This is a genomic window from Lysinibacillus sp. FSL L8-0126 (assembly GCF_038630385.1).
Classification (GTDB): Bacteria; Bacillota; Bacilli; order Bacillales_A; family Planococcaceae; genus Lysinibacillus; species Lysinibacillus fusiformis_D.
Map to the genome: position 1 here is coordinate 2488021 of NZ_CP152028.1, position 18311 is coordinate 2506331.

Below are 18311 nucleotides of genomic sequence, written 5' to 3' on the forward strand. Positions count from 1 at the left end.
ATAACACCCTCAGCAAAAAAAGCTGAGGGTGTTTCATTAAAAATGGATACCAGGTTTATCGATTAGTTTACAGCCTGTACCATATTTTGCTTTTAACGCACCTTTGAAATGAGTGTGCTCAAGTTCAGGGAATGTTTGCTTCCAAAGCTCAAAGACATTATGACTGGATGCTTTGCCATCCTTCGTTAGTCGTGCAATATGGAAGCCGTATTCGTCATTACAACGAGCTAAAGGACGATTTTCACGGACCGTTAAAATGCGACCACTCACAGTCATTTCATATAGCCCTTCATAGCCAGCAATCGCACGGCTTTCTTCTGTTCCTTCAGCTACAGTTTCTTCCTTTTCTATCGCTGGTGCTACTTTTTCTTCTGTTGCTGCCTGTTGATTAGAAGTTTGCGTTTCCTCATTGCTGCTTGCTGCTGGAAGTTGTTCAACAACGACAAAATCTTTATTAGAAGCTTTATCGCTCATTGTCGCCATAACGTTCATAATAGAACCAACATAACGTAAAGGTTTATCTCGACCTTCTTCAAAGACAAAAATATTATATTCGGTTTTATTGATCTTTTTCATAATAATATTGCCTGTTGTAATTGTAAAACCGATAAACTTATTCTTTTTAAGTGCTTGTATTGCTTCTTGCTTTGTTAAAATCATTTGAAAATCTCCTAAATAATTATTTATTCTATTCTACCATAAAAATTATCATCTTGTTTTTCGTAAAATTATGGATTATTTTGTTCGTTAAAGGAAAACATCCCTATTTTCTCAAATTCAATAATGGTACGATGAAGAAATAAAACGTCTCCAAAGAGGAGTCGAGCATCAATAGAGATTATTTAGTAGGGAGTGTTGATAGGTTGATCAATGTGCTAGGGGGCATCGGTTTATTTTTACTTGGGATGACGATGCTAACTAACGGTTTGAAGGAATTGGCAGGAGATGCCTTGAAAAAATGGCTAAATCGTTTTACAGGTGGGACCATTAGTTCGGTATTATCAGGAACATTGATGACGATGCTAGTGCAATCCTCCACCGCCACTACCTTGATTACCATTGGTTTTGTCAGTGCGGGTCTCCTCACGTTTGTCCAATCAATTGGTGTCATTATTGGCGCCAATATTGGGAGTACAAGTACTGGTTGGATTATTTCACTAATCGGCTTCAAAATTAATATGCAGACAATGTCACTGCCTTTCATTGCTCTTGGTGTGTTTGTGCAATTGCTTGCTCCTCGTGACTACAAAGCAGTTGGTGGGCTAGTTACTGGTTTTGGATTATTATTCTTAGGTATTGATGTCCTGCAGGGAGGAATGGCAGCTGTACAGGATAAAATTCCATTCGATGCATTTAGTGCAAATTCTATTAGTGGAATACTAATTTTAATTGTTTTAGGTCTTATTATGACAGTTATTATGCAGGCTTCTAGTGCCGCAATCGCCGCCACTTTAACAGCTTTATATGCAGGCGCTATTGATTTTGAACAGGCAGCTTATTTAGTTATTGGCCAAAATATTGGTACGACTGCTACAGCATTATTTGCTGCAATTGGTGCATCAACAGCTGCTAAACGAACAGCCGTGACACATGTATTGTTCAACGTAGTAACGGCTATTCTAGTAACATTTGGTGCAACGTTTATGTTCACTCTAACCGAATTTGTCACGAAATCCATCAATGGTAGCTTCGATGAAACATTAGGCATTGCTGTTTTCCATACATTATTTAGTGTCATCGGAGCCATTCTTTTTGTGCCTTTTGTACGCCCTTTCGCAAAGGCTATTGAAAAAATGATTCCTGAAAAAGGAAATCATTTAACACGGAATTTAGATGATAGTGTAGCTAAATTACCAGGGGTAGCTGTAGAAGTATCCTTCAATACGTTACAGGACATTACCAAGGAATTGACGACTGTCATTGTTATCCTTATACAAGGGAAAAAACGAACAGCCGAAATAGACAGTCAATTAGCTCAAATTGATGAGGCGATTGAAAAAACACGTTTATTTATGGATGCTATACAATCTTCTTCGCAAAAGGAACGTTCTAAGCATATAGCACTTTTACATGCTTTAGATCATTTGTACCGTCTATCTAAGGCATTACGTGAGCAGAACCCTAATGCCTTCCAATTACAGGTGACGTTAACTCAAAAATGGTTAGAGGTATTGGAAAAAGTTCTATTGATTATCGATGAGGATGAGCGTTTACCTGAGATTGCAACTCTGCTTGAGGTTACATCCTCCGAAATGGCGGCAGTTCGACGTGACAAACGAAATGCGTACTTCGAGCATACTGTTGAAAATGTGGTAGAGTTAGAGACAGCCGTATCGAAAGTGGAGGCTTTACTGTGGCTTGATCGCCTTATTTATCACTATTGGCGTACAACGGCTCGCCTTGCTGAGTATCAAACCGTAACTAAAAAAGGTCGTCATGTTGAGGCAGAAAAAAACACAGCAATAGTTGAATAAAAGGAATACTCATCTCCAGAAGGAGGATATAGAATGGTTCAGCATCAATTTACAATGGATTTAACATGGGCAGAGGGAAGAAATGGTACAGGGAACATCAAAGCAAGCAATTTGCAAACAGAAATTTCTATTCCTCAGGAAATGAATGGACCTGGCATTGGGACAAATCCTGATGAAATGCTGTTAGGGGCAGCGGCAACGTGTTATTTAATTACATTAGCAGCCCTCCTTGAAAGATCAGAAATTGAGGTGCAGCAATTATCCATGCAAGCGCATGGGTTTGTCAGTGTAGAAAATGGTGTATTTACTTATGAGAAAATTGTGCATAACCCAACGATTGTTGTCCAAGCATTATCAGAACAACTTGCAAAAAGAGTGGAACGTTTAGCACAAAAGGCGGAACAAACGTGTATGATTAGTAAAGCGTTAAAAGGTAACGTTATGATTGAATGTGATGTTCAAATTTTGGAAGCAAGCATATAATAAGGCAAAAAGAGTTATTCAGCATAGGTCGCTGATATAACTCTTTTTTTTATAAAAGGAGGCACTTTTTTTTAATAGTTCTAGAAATGTTCAAAATGAATATATAGTGATAAGTGCTAAAAAAATGCAAAGGATGATGTATTGCACGTTCAGACAGCTCAGAATCTCACATTCTATGGTCAGTACGGCAAAAGAATATTTGATATAGTTGGAGCATTATTTTTACTTTTCATGACAATCCCTCTTATGCTAATAGTATTCCTCATTTTACTCATGACGACAGGTCGCCCTATTTTCTTTAAACAAATAAGAACTGGCCTCGATCATCACCGCTTTGTGATTTGGAAGCTACGAACCATGTGTATTCAAGCAATTCCAGTGAATATGCCTGCTATTTGTGCTGACGGTATCCCTGATGATTATTATTTTAAAACAGAGCAAGATACACGGATTACAAAAGTGGGTGCTATCCTTCGAAAGCTCAGTATTGATGAAATTCCACAACTTTTAAATGTGTTAAAGGGTGAGATGAGCATTGTCGGACCACGCCCAGAGGTTCCCACCATTACAAATGCGTATAACCCGCTACAGGCCAGGCGTCTGAAGGTAAAACCCGGCTTAACGGGTCTTGCCCAAATTAACGGTAGGTCGAATATTTCACATGGGCAAAAAATTTCTTATGATGTTGAATACGTTGAAAATTATTCCTTTTGGATGGATGTTCAAATTGTGTTGAAGACACTTTATGTCGTAGTAGCAAGAACAGGTGCCTATTAAAGAAATAAGGAGTGGCTAGACTGAAGATTGTTCAGCTTATTACACGAATGGATAAAGTGGGAGGAGCACAAAAGCATGTGGAGGCACTTGCTATCCAGCTCAAACAAGATGGGCATGAAGTAACTGTCGTGACAGGTTCCTATCAGCCCTCATTATGGTGCTTACAAGAACAACAAATTCCAGTGATCACCATCCCTACCTTGCAAAGAAATATTCATGTAACGAAAGACTTTCAAACATTTTGGCAATTAAGAGCAATCTTCAAACGAATACAACCTGATGTTGTAGCCACCCATTCATCTAAGGCAGGTGTAATAGGTCGTGTCGTTGGCAGTTTACTACGTATCCCAACTGTTTTTACTGCACATAGCTGGAGTTTTACAGAAGGTGTTCCCCGCAAGAAAAAGCTACTCTATCATCGGGTGGAAAAATCGGTTCAGCCATTCACAACAAAAATAATTACAGTATCTGAATATGATCGGGAACTAGCCCTCTTGGAAAAGGTTGCGCCCGCTCATAAATTGCTGACCATCCATAATGGAATTGATCGAATTGAGAGAAGCAAGGCAACTGAAAAGACATTCGTGGAGCAGCCAATCATTATCATGGTTGCTCGTTTTGAAGTGCCAAAAAGACAGGATATTTTACTAAAGGCATTAGCAGAGCTCACAGATCTATCTTGGCATCTTCAATTAATTGGGGATGGCTCTTTACGTCCAGCTCTTGAGGGTTTCGTTGTTCAGCATGGTTTAACGAATCGTGTAACCTTTTTAGGCAATCAATTAGACGTTCATTCATATCTAGAGAAGAGCCATGTATTTGTATTGTTGTCAGATTGGGAAGGCTTGCCGATTTCTATCATTGAAGCAATGCGTGTAGGTCTTCCAATTATTGCAACAAATGTAGGTGGTGTGAACGAACTTATTGCAGATAAGGATAATGGATTTTTAGTAGGGCGAGAAGAATATGAATTATTGAAGAAGAGGCTTCGTACATTGTTAATGGATACTATTTTAAGGCAACAAATGGGGAATGCAAGTGAACGTCGTTACTTGCAGGATTTCACGTTTATCCCCATGTATCAAAAAACAGTAACAGTGTATCAACAGGCTGTTTCAGAACTTGTGAAGAAAGGGGATTAAATTGCAATTAATTCGCATTAGAACAGATGATGAGCTTATGTGGTACAAGGAAATTTGGGATGCCATTTTAGAAGCAGAGGACAATGATAACCCGTTTATAGAATTTGCTTGGTTTTATAATTGGTGGCAAATTGTAGGGCGTAAAGAACGAGTTGAGCTTTACGCCATTGAACATGACGGGACAATCATTGCGTTTTTCCCCTTTAAGGTATCTGTTCGATGGGGGATAAGAGTGTATGCCTTTGCAGGTGAAAATATTGCTAACTATACAGGGGTTGTTGCCAAACATCAATGGTTACCACAAGCAACGACCTTCGTATTTGATGAACTGATTAAGAGGCATCGGCATATTGTTTTTTCACTGCATGGCTTATTAGAAAGTAAAGTGTCTACAAAAGTCGTGGAGCAATACTTTGTAGAGCGACAATTACGTACAAGTATTTTCCGTGTTGTGACACCCTATCTCGCCTTTTCAGAAGTAGATTTTCAGCATCATTTCCAGCAACGGCGAAAAATGCATGGTGTTGATCGTCGCGAACGAAAGCTCCGAAATTTAGGCTCCTTAACAATGCGTGAGCCATCACAGGACGAGCTTTGGCAAATGTTTCGGTTGTTTGATAGACGCTGGGCAAAGAAGCTAGATACAAGTGATTTTACAAAGGGCAAGAAAAGAGATTTTTTTGAGCGTCTTACAATGCTAAAAGGAGAGGCATTACAGGTGGAGGTCGATGCACTTGTTTTTGAAAACCAGTGGATTGCTTTCACCTATGGTCTTGGCTGTCGTGGTCGTTATGTAACTTATGCTCTGGCACATGAGCCAACCTTCAATTTATTTGGTGCTGGTCGTATAGTCAATCAGGAAACCATTCAGCGAACGTTTGCAGCAAACTATAACTTATTTGATATGAGCATTGGCTATGAGCCTTATAAATTTGATTGGCGTTCTAGCATTGATTTTACGAGGCATATGCTTGCTAGCAGTGGTACGAAACGTACAAATCTATTGGCAGGTTTTTTGACGCTAAAGGAACGGCTTAAAGAACACGTAAAGGGCAATCAACGAATTGTGGACTGGAAGCGTAATACACTAGGCTATTTACGTTATTTAGTAAAGTATGGAAAGATAAAAGATTGGCTAGAATATGGACAACAATTCGTAGAAAAATGTATTCGTTTGAAACAAGTGGAGCTGTATGAATTATCCCCATCAGAGGACGTATCGCCACAGCAGCCTGTAGGTAATTTATTTGAAGAAATGTCCATTCAGGAAGCGATGCAGCTTGATCAGGAAGAAGTCATTGCTCTTTATTATAAGGGCTATAAGATCTATAAAGACTCCTTTGCGGAAACGAATAAGCCAGCCTTTGCGTTACATGCCTCCAATTGGCGTGTAGATTCAATGAAAATTGTAGAAGCCTTACCGAAGGAAACCTATTTTTTAGCCTATGATGTTTTCAAACAAATCGATATTATTACAGCGTATTTCCGAAAAATAAAACCAGCACAAACATTGTGGGTAACAGCAAGCTTTTGGCAATGGCGGAAACGTAAACGTTTAGTACAGCTAGGCTATAAACCTATTTCTCGAATGAAACATTATAAAATCGCTCGTTTTGAGCGACAGCGAGTAGAAAAATATACAGAGAGTGGGGGCGATGTTCATTCTGTCCATTAAAAGTAAGCGATGGAATATCGCAATGCAGCATTTTTATTTTTTAGAAAAACCAGCGAATTTTCGAAAATCAATGAAAGTCGTAGGGTATACACATTCATTGGTACCTAGTCGAAAGCTTGTAAAAAGTGAAACGATTCACATTCATTTGCAAGAACATGAGCTATCATTGTATTTAGCGCTTTCTGAAGGCAATCGCAAAATTTTACGACGTGCCCAAAAGGAATCTTATCAAGTCATTTTGTATAAAGAGCCATCCCTCGAAAACTTACGAGCCTTTCAGCAATTTTATAATCATTTTGCTAAAAGAAAAAAGCTTGAAGCGATTGGCAAGTCGCAAATGGAAACTATTATGCTCCTCAACGAACAGGGGGCATTATTATTATCTGAGATCCAAAGTATTTGTGGACAAACACTGTGCTATCGATTAGATATTGTACATGAGAAAAAAGCGATGTCCTATTATGTGGCAACTTGCCATGCATCAGCTATGCCCGCTCATTTAAAACGCCCAATCCGTTATGCTAATCGTTTTTTAATCTGGCATAACCTACTGCATCTAAAAGCACAAGGTTTTGTTTTATATGATATGGGTGAGTTAACGGACAATCGAAATGTACGAGCCTTTAAATTAAGCTTTGGAGGCAAGCTTGTCCATGTTTACTCAGGCTATATTACTCAATCCAAAATACGTGCACTGTTACTAGGTGTGCAAAAATGGAGGAAGTAGTTACATGAATGGTGGGGGTCTCGTTATTTCATTAGATTTTGAGCTGAATTGGGGTGTCCATGATGTATTTCGATATGGACAATATAATAAGAACCTTTATGGTGTACGGAAAGCCCTGCCCAGGATACTAGCGTTATTTGAGCAATATGACATACATGCGACTTGGGCTACAGTCGGATTATTGTTTGCAGAATCAAAGGCAGAAATGGCTCATTATTTACGAGGTATCCCTGTGAAATATGATAACATGCGCTTTGCGGCGCATAGCCAGCTAGCAAAAGTAGGCGAAAATGAACAAGAGGATCTCTTGCATTTTGGGAAATCATTAATTGAGGAGATTAAACGTACACCACATCAGGAAATAGGAAGCCATACCTTTTCTCACTTCTATTGCTTAGAGAATGGTCAAACAGAAGCAGCCTTTTGTGCAGACTTACATGCGACAAAAACGATTAGTGAGGGGTATGTTGCTCCGATGAAATCCATAGTCTTTCCCCGTAATCAAGTAAACAAAGATTATTTAGCAGCATGTTTAGAAGCGGGCTATGTTTGCTACAGAGGTACCGAAAATCATGTTCTGTATGATGCCCAAAAGTTTACGAAAAAGGGGAGACTTTTGGGTGCCAAAAAGTGGCTAGATAGCTATTGGAATCTAACTGGTCATCATATGGCTACACTGGAGGAAATGCAAGAGGACCAACTAATAAATATTCGATCAAGTGCCTTTTTAAGACCTTATTGTAGTCCGTTACGTGTATTCGAGGGTTTAAAAGTAAATCGCATAAAGGAAGGCATGCTCGAAGCTGCTCAGGCACAAGCATTTTATCATTTATGGTGGCATCCTCATAATTTTGGCAAACATCTTGATAAAAATTTAGCTATGCTAGAAGAGCTATTAAGTTATTTTCAGACCTTGCGCAGTCAATATGATTTTCAAAGTTACTCCATGTATGAAGTAGCAGAACTTTGTGAAAGTCGTTCTAAACAGCAGAAGTAGAGGATTCGAGTGCTTTTATTAAAAGTAGAGAATTTTTGGAAACAAAGTTGGGGTTCACATCTTCTTTACGAAGGGTAGCTTGCTCATGAAAGTGGTCCAATAGCTCTCGAGGTGAGAAAGCCGCTTATAAAGAAGAGCAAGCGTTCTAAAATAGTGGTAACTCTCGTGAAAGACACCAACTCGGGATGAAAAACAAATATTTATTCCTATAAAATGGGCAGAGCAAACTGATTTCTAGTTTGCTCTTTTGTTGTATAAGGAGAAAATTTAAAAGAAAAGAGGAAAAAAGAAAAACAGTGACGAAGTTGAATGTACGAATGGTACTATTACTATAGAGGATATATGTTAAGACTTTTTAGGGAGAGCGTAAGTTCGTATAGGTCAATTTAACTTGAATAGAAAAGATATAAAGGTGGTAGATGAATATGTTTATACAACCAGAATGCCAATGGAAGCAAGAAAATGGATCAGCGATGCATCAATGGATAAAGCAGCAGCTAAATCCGAACCCGAATGATGTGGATATTGTCGTATATGGTGCTCTTTTATCGTATGCCAGTGGAGCCTCAACAAAAGCGCAATACCCAACAGCATTTCGGAAAGCTTGGCCAAGCTTTCAATCGTATAATTTAGATGAGCAGATAAATTTACGTGCGCTATCAGTCGTTGATATAGGAGATGTGGCGATTCATGAACAAGATAGAATGCTTTCAGAATCGGCCATCGAGGCGGCAGCGGAAAATTTAAGTATCGCCTTTCAAAAAAGCTTTACTTGTTTGATTGGAGGCGATCATGCCATTACAGCATGCTCACTAAAAGGCATAAAGAATGCTTTTCCACAAGATCGGATTGGCATTATTCAAATTGATACGCATCTAGATGCAAGAAATCAAGAGGAGGTTGGTTTAGCGCAAGATTCGCCAATCCATCAGTTAATGGCAGCAGGGGTTGTGGAGGGGAAACATGTGTATAATGTCGGTCTGCATGGCTTTTTTAATTCTCCTGAAATGATTCATTATGCAAGAGAGCAAGGGATTCATATGATTACGTTAAAGCAAATGCGACGTGATGGTATTCAGCTCACAATCCGCGAAATGCTACGTCAGCTTATGTATGAGGTAGATCGCATTTATGTTTCCGTTGATTTAGATGCTCTTGATATTATGTTTGCGCGCGATGTTCCGGCAGCAACACCAGGTGGTTTAACGGCCTATGAATTGTTTGATATTCTTAAACTAATTGGTGAAAATGAAGGGGTTCGTCATATTGATTTTGTTTACGCCGACCCGAAGGAAGGAGTGCTGCGTCCAGAAACTGTTAAGATTGGAGTGACAGCTTTTTTACAATGGTTAACAGGGATTCAACTGGATCACCGCAATCGCATCTCGAAAAAAGGGAAGGTTATGTTGTAAAGTAAGCGTATTTCCGTGTATTAACAATGCTGATTATTGAAAGTTTGCTATAATGTTTAAGTAGAAAACAATAATAGATACAAACTTTGTATTGTAATAGAGAGGAAATATAGCATGACAACAAAACCAAAACTATTGATTATTGACGGGATGGCACTGTTATTCCGGTCATTTTTCGCTTCCGCTGCAATGGGGCATTTTATTCGTCTGGCAGATGGAACACCGACTAATGGAGCCCAAGGGTTTGTGCGACATGTGTTAACGGCACAATCGATCATGAAGCCAACGCATATGGCTGTTTGCTGGGATATGGGGGCACATACATTCCGCAATGATTTATATGATGGCTATAAAGCGAATCGCCCAGCACCACCAGAGGAAATGCTCCCTCAATTTGATATGGCGAAAAATTTATCACAGCAAATTGGCTGGCAAAATTTCGGAGTGAAGGGCATGGAGGCTGATGATTTAATTGGCTCGATGATTACCAAATGGCAGGAACAGGCAGATATTACTGTCATTAGTGGTGATAAAGACTTGCTTCAGCTTTTAAGACCATCTACAGAAATTGCTTTTATGAAAAAAGGCTACACAGAATACGATATTTATACACATGCTCGCTTTAAAGAAGAATATAGTATTGAACCAACACAGTTTGCACAGGTTAAAGCCTTTATGGGTGATACAAGTGATGGCTATCCAGGTGTGAAGGGGATTGGTCCTAAGCAAGCACTAACGTTAATCCAAACATATGGCTCGATTGACAAAATTTTAGCGTCGCTCGGTGAATTAAAGCCAGGGCAACGGACAAAAATTCAAGAGAATTTGGACATGCTGAAATTATCCCATGAGCTTGCAACAATTCAAACGAATGTTCCAATTGATGCCGATTTTACAAGCCTTATGTTACCAAACTATGAACCGCAAATTTTTAAAGAGATAGAAGAGAGTGGCTACACGCTAATTGCAAAGCATGCACGCTCATTATATTCCCTTATTTAATGGATCATCACAGAGTATAGCAATATGCTCTGTTTTTTTATGAGAAATGAGTGGAGAGAGCAAATAAGGACGTTTCATTATTTGCCCTACTGAGGTGTTATTTTAACGAACGATAATACTTTGTCATTGTCTTTGTAGAGAGCCTGCCGAATTTGACTGTCACGTTGTGGCCCACCATTATCATGAAATATTAACGATAACGTATCATTTTTTATGGTATAGCCAATAAGCGGTACCCAATGGTAGGCAAATGTTGATTTTTTATTCTGCCACTGTAGGCTAAAATAGCGGTCAAAACGCATAGCAACAGGGCGACCTGCGTCAATTTCTTGTAAAGCTTCTTTTAGTGAACAAGTTCGAATATCCCAGGTGGGTTGCAGTTCGCGGAGGTTGTGAATCAGTCGCCATTTAAACAAACCAATTTTTGTGCCACCAAGCTGTCGATAAAGCTTATTAATAGAAGGAGCTGAACTGTTCAAATAGTTTAAAATGACGTAAATCGTAGTGGGCCCACAGGCAGAATTTCGATAGCTTGGTGCAATGGATGCATCATATTGTGATGTTCCATATAAAGCCAATTGTTGGTGCATCATGTTTCCCTTCCAAAAAGAGCTGCATTTCAAGAAGAAATGCAGCTCTTTTTTCATTATTATTGTGCAGCTAAAAATTCTGTTACTTGCTGAGGTGTTTTGGCATTGGCACTGTGTAAGTGTGCAAGTTTTTCACCGTTTTGGAAAATCAATAAGCTTGGGATTCCCATAACATCATATTTGTCAGCGATTTCTGGAAGCTCATCACGATTTAGCTCATACCAATCATATTGGTTGTACTCTTCAATGATTGGATCGATGAACATATTCATGCGTGTGCAATCTGGGCACCAGCCAGCGTAAAATTTCACTAGCACTTTTTGGTCACCAGCGATTAGTTCATTAAATTGTTCTGCAGTAGTAATTGTTTTCATCAGTATTCACTCTCCTTGCTTTTCATTCTACACATTTTTCTCTCAACCTGAAAGTTTTCTGTTTGGCTGTTTTGAGCGCTACATATTGTCTGCTTTTAGCTCGTAAAGAACAAAAAAAGATGTATATTGCAAAAATAATTCTTGAAAAAAGATTGCTAAATTAGACAAAATAATCTACACTAAAAACAGAAAAGTAGTTTTATCTTCATTCATTAAGAGTTGTAATGAGAACGGAGATAAACCTTAGTAGTGCTTGGTTGAATGGAGTGATTCTCATCCAACAACAAGACAAAAATCCACTAAGGTACACTTGATATTTTTTTGGCCAAAAAATGAATGGCTATTCATTCAATGGGAGAATAAGGGGGAATTGCTTGTGACTTACAACATTAAAAAAGCAGCTGTTCTAGGTTCTGGGGTGATGGGCTCTGGAATTGCAGCACATTTAGCAAACATCGGTATACCAACATTACTATTGGATATCGCACCGAAGGAACTGACGCAAGAGGAAGAAGCAAAGGGTCTTTCTTTAGCGCATCCAGCTGTAAGAAATCGTATTGTAAACGGAGCTTTGCAAAAGTTATTAAAGCAAAAGCCAGCACCACTTACTTCTAAGAAAAATTTATCACTACTAACGGTTGGCAACTTTGAAGATGATCTAGGGAAACTAAAAGATGTAGATTGGATTATCGAAGTTGTTGTGGAAAATTTACCAATTAAACAAAGTCTCTATGAAAAAATTGATGCTGTTCGTACACCGGGAACAATCATTAGTTCAAACACATCTGGTATTAGTATTGATGCTATGGCAGAGGGACGTTCAGATGATTTTAAAAAGCATTTCCTTGGCACACACTTTTTCAACCCACCTCGCTATTTAAAATTACTAGAGGTGATTCCTGCTAATACAACTGCTCCTGAAGTAGTTAGTTTCATGAAAACATTTGGGGAAGATGTGCTTGGTAAAGGTGTTGTACTGGCGAAGGACACACCAAACTTTATTGCAAACCGCATTGGAACATATGGTTTACTGATCACATTACAGGAAATGTTAAAAGGTGGTTATTCAGTTGGTGAAGTAGACTCTGTAACAGGTCCACTTATTGGTCGTCCAAAATCTGCAACTTTCCGTACACTAGACGTTGTTGGTTTAGATACATTTATTCATGTAGCAAAAAATGTTTACGACCAAACAATAGGTGAGGAACAGCAAGTATTTGCAGTACCTGAGTTTTTACAAAAAATGGTTGAAAACGGCTGGTTAGGTGCAAAATCGGGTCAAGGTTTCTTCTTAAAACAAGGAAAAGAGATACTTGAGATTGATCCAACAACATTATCGTATAGTCCAGCGAAAAAGTTAAAAACAGCTTCTATTGAAATGGCGAAACAAACACGTGGGTTAGCTAATAAAGTGAAGGCATTAACCTATGCAAAGGATCGTACAGGTGAGTTATTGTGGGGGATCTTTGCTCCAACATTAATTTACTCAGCACAGCTACACGGTGAAATTGCAGATGATGTTGTAGCCATTGATAATGCTATGAAATGGGGCTTCGGCTGGCAACAAGGACCATTTGAAATTTGGGATGCTATTGGTGTACAAGAATCTGTAGCAAAAATGGAGGCTGAAGGTCGAGAAGTCCCTGCATTTGTCAAAGAGATGTTAGCGAATGGCTTTGAGACATTTTATTCTGAATTAGATGGCGATGTAGCTTACTATGATGGTTCGCAATATGTGAAAGTTCCAGTCAATGAAAAAGAGATTAACTTAAAACGCTATAAGAAAAAGCATGGTGTTATTAAATCAAACACAGGTGCTAGTTTAATAGATTTAGGTGATGGAGTTGCACTGCTTGAGTTCCATTCACAATCGAACGCAATCGGTTTAGATATTATCCAAATGATTAACTTTGCGGTTGATGAAGTAGAGGCTAACTATAAGGGCTTAGTAATCGGCAATCAAGGGAAAAACTTCTGTGTAGGTGCAAATCTAGGGATGATTTTAGTAGAAGCACAGGATGATAATATTTTTGAGCTAGATTTCGTGATTAAGGCATTCCAAGATGCTATGCAAAAAATCAAATATTCACGTAAGCCTGTTGTGGCAGCACCTTTTGCCATGACATTGGGTGGAGGAGCAGAGGTTTGCTTACCAGCTGCACATATTCAAGCAACGATGGAAACGTATATGGGCTTAGTGGAAGTTGGCGTTGGTTTAATTCCAGGCGGTGGTGGTAATAAAGCGCTTTATCAAAAATTCCTAAAGGGCTTACCGAACGGCGTAGATGTAGACTATCAACATATTGCTAATAAAGTATTTGAAACAATTGCAATGGCGAAGGTTTCAACTTCTGGTGAGGAAGCACGTGAAAATAACTTCTTAAACTTTGCAGATGGTATTTCTGTTAACCCAGACCATCAATTATATGATGCGAAGCAAGCTGCATTAGCGCTTTACGAAGCGGGCTATCAACCACCTGTACCAACAAAAGTGCCAGTGGTCGGTGCATCAGGCTACGGAACATTACTCATCGGTGCGCAAGGCATGTTTGAGTCAGGTTTTATTAGCGAACATGATTTAAAAATTGCTAAAAAATTAGCTTATGTCATTGCGGGTGGTAAGGTTCCGTACGGTACATTAGTTGACGAACAGTATCTATTGAACTTAGAGCGTGAGGCTTTCCTTAGCCTTGTTGCTGATCCACTTTCTCAGCAAAGAATGCAACACATGCTGTTAAAAGGTAAACCACTTCGTAACTAATTGACAAAATAGATCAATCTTGCACATGAAACAAAGGGGGATTAATACGATGCGTGAAGCCGTTATTGTAGCAGGAGCACGAACTCCAATTGGAAAAGCAAAAAAAGGTTCTTTAGCAACAGTAAGACCAGATGATTTTGGTGCTGTTGTAGTCAAAGAAACATTGAAAAGAGCGGGCTATGAAGGACCGATTGATGATTTAATTTTAGGCTGTGCGATGCCTGAAGCAGAGCAAGGGATGAATGTAGCACGTAGTATTGGGGCACTAGCAGGATTACCAGATACAACTCCTGCGCTAACGATTAATAGATTTTGTTCATCAGGTTTACAGGCAATTGCGTATGCAGCAGAACGAATTATGCTAGGTCATTCAAAGGTGATTCTAGCTGGCGGTGTCGAGTCTATGAGTATGGTGCCGATGGTGGGGAATACACCACGCTTAAATCCGACATTAGCTGAAACGGCTCCGCAATATTATATGGGTATGGGGCATACGGCTGAGGAAGTGGCTCGCCAGTACAATGTTAGTCGTGAAGATCAAGATGCTTTTGCAGTTCGCTCGCATGTTCTTGCTGAAAAGGCGATTAAAGAAGGCAAGTTCAATGATGAAATTGTACCAATCGAAGTGGAACAGCATTACGTAGACGACCACAATAAACCACAAGTAAAAAAATTTACATTTAGTATGGATGAAGGTGTACGACCAGGTACATCAGTTGAAGGCTTAGCAAAATTGCGTCCAGCTTTCCATGTAAAGGGCAGTGTAACGGCTGGTAATGCCTCTCAAACTTCTGATGGTGCAGCAACTGTACTAGTGATGGATCGTGAGGAGGCCGAACAGCAAGGACTGACACCAATGGCAAAATTCCTAGGCTTTGCAGTTGGTGGTGTGCCTCCTGAAGTAATGGGAATTGGTCCGATTGTGGCAGTACCTAAAGCGTTAGAAATTGCAGGTTTATCCATAGATGACATTGATTTATGGGAAATCAATGAAGCATTTGCTTCTCAATCATTACAGGTAGTACGTCATTTAGGCATCGACCAAGAAAAAGTCAATGTCAATGGTGGAGCAATTGCATTAGGTCACCCTCTAGGTGCTACAGGAGCTATTTTAACGTTAAAGCTTATTCATGAATTGAAGCGTCAAGGGAAGAAATATGGCGTGGTGACAATGTGTATTGGCGGCGGCATGGGTGCTGCTGGTGTATTTGAAATTTTATAAAATTTTCTAGATCAGCTTGAGGTGTACGGTTTACGGTTGCCTCCGAACATGTTCACATCAAGCTTTTCTATACATGTTCATTTGGGGATTAAACAATCAAAATAGATATATTGGGAGGAATTTATCATGACTGAAAAAACAACTGATTTCATTAAAGGCGGCGGATTTCTAATTGAAGATGTGGAATTAAATCGTGTATTTACACCAGAAGATTTCACTGACGAGCATAAGATGATTGCTAAAACAACAGAGGAATATGTAGCAAATGAAGTTTTACCAGTAGTTGAAAATTTAGAGCACCATGAATTTGAGCATTCAGTGCGTCTCCTAAAAAGTGCAGGCGAATTAGGTTTGCTTGGAGCAGATGTGCCAGAAGAATATGAAGGGCTTGGACTAGACAAAGTTTCTTCAGCTTTAATTGCTGAGAAAATGTCTGTTGCAGGTGGTTTTTCCATCACACATGGTGCACATGTTGGGATTGGTTCACTACCAATCGTTCTATTTGGTAATGAAGATCAAAAGAAAAAATATTTACCTAAGCTTGCTTCAGGTGAATTAATCGCAGCATATGCATTAACAGAGCCAGGTTCAGGTTCAGATGCTCTAGGGGCAAAAACGACTGCAAAATTAAATGAGGCAGGCACACATTATATTTTAAATGGTGAGAAGCAATGGATTACAAATGCAGGCTTTGCTGACGTATTTGTTGTTTATGCAAAAATTGATGGTGATAAATTCTCTGCCTTTATCGTAGAACGTGCCTACAATGGCGTTTCAGTAGGCCCAGAAGAGAAGAAAATGGGGATTAAATCATCGTCAACTCGTACATTAGTATTAGAAGATGCGGAAGTACCTGTAGAAAATCTATTAGGTGAAATTGGTCGTGGGCATGTCATTGCCTTCAATATTTTAAATATTGGTCGTTATAAGCTTGGTGTGGGCACAATTGGTGGCTCTAAACGTGCATTGGAGTTAGCTATCCAGTATACAAACCAACGTCAGCAATTTAAAACAAAGCTTTCTGATTTCAATCTAACAAAAGAGAAATTGTCAACAATGGCTTCTCAATTGTACGCGTCCGAATCATTAAACTATCGTACTGTTGGTCTATTTGAGGATCGTTTAAGCCAGTTAAGCCTTGAAGAGCAAAAGCAAGGAAAAGTAATTGCAGGTGCTATTGCTGAGTATGCAATTGAATGCTCTATTGCGAAAGTATTTGGGTCGGAAACATTAGATTATATTGCAGATGAAGCCGTACAATTACATGGCGGTTATGGCTTTATGGCTGAATATGAGGTAGAGCGTATTTACCGTGATTCTCGTATTAATCGAATTTTTGAAGGTACAAATGAAATTAACCGCATGATTGTCCCTGGCACATTTATGAAAAAGGCGCTAAAAGGCGAGCTTCCTTTATTACAAGTTGCTCAAAATTTACAGCAAGAGCTGCTAATGTTAATGCCAGAAGACATCGGTACAGAGCCACTAGCACAAGAAAAATATTTAGTGAAAAATGCTAAGAAGATTGCTGTATTAGCTGCAGGCTTAGCAGCACAACGCTTTGGTGCGAAGCTTGATCAGGAGCAAGAGGTATTAGTGAATATTGCCAATATCGCTAATCAATTATTTGCAATGGAGTCAGCTGTCTTACGTACAGAAAAGGCAATTGCTCGTGATGGCGCTGAAAAAGCACAGCAGAAATTGCTATACACGCAAATCTTCTGCCAAGAAGCATTCACAGAAATCGAAAAGGAAGCAAAAGACACAATTCTTGCTTCAGCAGATGGCGATGCAGCACGTATGACATTATCTGCACTTCGTAAATTAACACGCAATAATCCTTATAACTTAATTGCGAAGAAACGTGAAGCTTCTGTTAAACTAATCGAAGCTGAAAAATATATTGTTTAATAGCATACACTTTCACTTAGCTATCTGTAAGAGGATAGCTAGGTTTTTTTATGAGAGATGGATAGAAGCTTGAAACTGACGGATAGAACAGCTAGATTGACGTATAAAATAGAGAAAGTGATGAATAGAACAGCAAAACGGATGGTTAGGCTTACGAAAATGAGAGAAGTTCCACCATTCGAAACAATTATGATGGTATACTACAGAAAAAGACAGTAGAGGAGCATTTTAATGACGATTCAATTTATCCATTATCCGAAATGTACGACATGTAAAAAAGCACAAAAGTGGTTAAATGATCATGAGGTTTCCTATGAAGAGGTACACATTGTAGAGCAATCGCCAACAAAGGATGAAATAACAGCCATTTGGCATGCCAGTGGACTGCCTTTGAAGAAATTTTTTAATACATCGGGTATGAAATATCGTGAGCTTGGTTTAAAGGACAAGCTAGCGGAAATGACTGAAGATGAGCAGCTGGAGCTACTTGCTTCTGATGGGATGTTAATCAAACGTCCAATCGTAACGGATGGCCAAAAAGTAACGCTAGGGTTTAAAGAATCAGATTTTGAGCAAACTTGGAAATAGCCGTATTTAAACAGGATCGAACGACTCTTCTAACCGAGATAAAGTCACCGGCAGATGTCACAAATTTTTAACAGAGATGTATTTCAAGTAACTTGAAAAAATTGTGGACTGCAATTAAGCTGGCACGTAATTGAATCTTGTTTTTATAGGAGAAGTATGGCACACTGAAAGTGAAT

At 39.1% G+C, this 18311-nt stretch carries 16 protein-coding genes; 13 read left to right on the top strand and 3 right to left on the bottom strand.

Annotation, left to right across the window (positions count from 1 at the left end):
* Positions 1–36 precede the first annotated feature (36 nt).
* Positions 37–660, bottom strand: a complete 624-nt coding sequence (locus tag MHI34_RS12145) for a hypothetical protein (protein ID WP_058844816.1) — start codon at positions 658–660, stop codon at positions 37–39.
* A 212-nt stretch (positions 661–872) separates the two neighbouring features.
* On the opposite strand from MHI34_RS12145, the gene MHI34_RS12150 reads away from it, so the two are divergent.
* The 9 genes from MHI34_RS12150 to MHI34_RS12190 all read left to right on the top strand — a co-directional run bounded on the left by MHI34_RS12150 (position 873) and on the right by MHI34_RS12190 (position 10689).
* Positions 873–2474, top strand: coding sequence for a Na/Pi symporter (locus MHI34_RS12150; RefSeq protein ID WP_230593771.1), 1602 nt, complete (start codon positions 873–875; stop codon positions 2472–2474).
* A 33-nt stretch (positions 2475–2507) separates the two neighbouring features.
* Positions 2508–2957: an SACOL1771 family peroxiredoxin gene (locus MHI34_RS12155; RefSeq protein WP_058844818.1), complete on the top strand. Its 450-nt coding sequence runs from the start codon at positions 2508–2510 to the stop codon at positions 2955–2957.
* 141 nt (positions 2958–3098) lie between these two features.
* Positions 3099–3734, top strand: coding sequence for a sugar transferase (locus tag MHI34_RS12160; protein ID WP_036119603.1), 636 nt, complete (start codon positions 3099–3101; stop codon positions 3732–3734).
* An 11-nt stretch (positions 3735–3745) separates the two neighbouring features.
* Positions 3746–4876: a glycosyltransferase family 4 protein gene (locus MHI34_RS12165; protein WP_170829883.1), complete on the top strand. Its 1131-nt coding sequence runs from the start codon at positions 3746–3748 to the stop codon at positions 4874–4876.
* Position 4877: 1 nt separating this feature from the next.
* Positions 4878–6551, top strand: coding sequence for a GNAT family N-acetyltransferase (locus MHI34_RS12170; RefSeq protein ID WP_342503491.1), 1674 nt, complete (start codon positions 4878–4880; stop codon positions 6549–6551).
* On the top strand, positions 6532–7278 hold the full coding sequence (locus tag MHI34_RS12175; protein ID WP_230593767.1) for a hypothetical protein: 747 nt from the start codon (positions 6532–6534) through the stop codon (positions 7276–7278). The genes MHI34_RS12170 and MHI34_RS12175 overlap by 20 nt, the downstream gene beginning before the upstream one ends.
* A 4-nt stretch (positions 7279–7282) precedes the next feature.
* On the top strand, positions 7283–8275 hold the full coding sequence (locus tag MHI34_RS12180; RefSeq protein WP_330493986.1) for a polysaccharide deacetylase family protein: 993 nt from the start codon (positions 7283–7285) through the stop codon (positions 8273–8275).
* A 419-nt stretch (positions 8276–8694) separates the two neighbouring features.
* Complete coding sequence (locus MHI34_RS12185; protein ID WP_334312329.1) at positions 8695–9687, top strand: agmatinase family protein; 993 nt, start codon at positions 8695–8697, stop codon at positions 9685–9687.
* Positions 9688–9801: 114 nt separating this feature from the next.
* Positions 9802–10689, top strand: coding sequence for a 5'-3' exonuclease (locus MHI34_RS12190; RefSeq protein WP_330493984.1), 888 nt, complete (start codon positions 9802–9804; stop codon positions 10687–10689).
* Positions 10690–10775: 86 nt separating this feature from the next.
* Here the strand turns inward: MHI34_RS12190 and MHI34_RS12195 are convergent, their stop codons facing one another.
* On the bottom strand, positions 10776–11279 hold the full coding sequence (locus MHI34_RS12195; protein WP_271913619.1) for a C39 family peptidase: 504 nt from the start codon (positions 11277–11279) through the stop codon (positions 10776–10778).
* A 59-nt stretch (positions 11280–11338) separates the two neighbouring features.
* Complete coding sequence (locus MHI34_RS12200) at positions 11339–11653, bottom strand: thioredoxin family protein (RefSeq protein WP_036119622.1); 315 nt, start codon at positions 11651–11653, stop codon at positions 11339–11341.
* A gap of 376 nt (positions 11654–12029) precedes the next feature.
* On the opposite strand from MHI34_RS12200, the gene MHI34_RS12205 reads away from it, so the two are divergent.
* The 4 genes from MHI34_RS12205 to MHI34_RS12220 all read left to right on the top strand — a co-directional run bounded on the left by MHI34_RS12205 (position 12030) and on the right by MHI34_RS12220 (position 18135).
* A complete protein-coding gene (locus MHI34_RS12205) occupies positions 12030–14414 on the top strand; it encodes a 3-hydroxyacyl-CoA dehydrogenase/enoyl-CoA hydratase family protein (protein ID WP_271910814.1) in 2385 nt (794 codons plus the stop codon).
* 49 nt (positions 14415–14463) lie between these two features.
* Entirely contained in the window at positions 14464–15636 is a 1173-nt protein-coding gene (locus MHI34_RS12210; RefSeq protein WP_058844823.1) for an acetyl-CoA C-acetyltransferase, read from the top strand.
* Between the two features lie 126 nt (positions 15637–15762).
* A complete protein-coding gene (locus MHI34_RS12215) occupies positions 15763–17547 on the top strand; it encodes an acyl-CoA dehydrogenase family protein (protein ID WP_036119631.1) in 1785 nt (594 codons plus the stop codon).
* Positions 17548–17778: 231 nt separating this feature from the next.
* Positions 17779–18135 (top strand): arsenate reductase family protein, encoded by a 357-nt coding sequence (locus tag MHI34_RS12220; RefSeq protein ID WP_342503492.1) that lies wholly within the window; start codon positions 17779–17781, stop codon positions 18133–18135.
* Positions 18136–18311: the final 176 nt, after the last annotated feature.

Coding starts and splice junctions, on each gene's coding strand:
- MHI34_RS12200 (WP_036119622.1), bottom strand. CDS start 11,653: ATGAAAACAATTACTACTGCAGAACAATTTAATGAACTAATCGCTGGT.
- MHI34_RS12175 (WP_230593767.1), top strand. CDS start 6,532: ATGTTCATTCTGTCCATTAAAAGTAAGCGATGGAATATCGCAATGCAG.
- MHI34_RS12155 (WP_058844818.1), top strand. CDS start 2,508: ATGGTTCAGCATCAATTTACAATGGATTTAACATGGGCAGAGGGAAGA.
- MHI34_RS12185 (WP_334312329.1), top strand. CDS start 8,695: ATGAATATGTTTATACAACCAGAATGCCAATGGAAGCAAGAAAATGGA.
- MHI34_RS12220 (WP_342503492.1), top strand. CDS start 17,779: ATGACGATTCAATTTATCCATTATCCGAAATGTACGACATGTAAAAAA.
- MHI34_RS12210 (WP_058844823.1), top strand. CDS start 14,464: ATGCGTGAAGCCGTTATTGTAGCAGGAGCACGAACTCCAATTGGAAAA.
- MHI34_RS12180 (WP_330493986.1), top strand. CDS start 7,283: ATGAATGGTGGGGGTCTCGTTATTTCATTAGATTTTGAGCTGAATTGG.
- MHI34_RS12215 (WP_036119631.1), top strand. CDS start 15,763: ATGACTGAAAAAACAACTGATTTCATTAAAGGCGGCGGATTTCTAATT.
- MHI34_RS12190 (WP_330493984.1), top strand. CDS start 9,802: ATGACAACAAAACCAAAACTATTGATTATTGACGGGATGGCACTGTTA.
- MHI34_RS12195 (WP_271913619.1), bottom strand. CDS start 11,279: ATGCACCAACAATTGGCTTTATATGGAACATCACAATATGATGCATCC.
- MHI34_RS12145 (WP_058844816.1), bottom strand. CDS start 660: ATGATTTTAACAAAGCAAGAAGCAATACAAGCACTTAAAAAGAATAAG.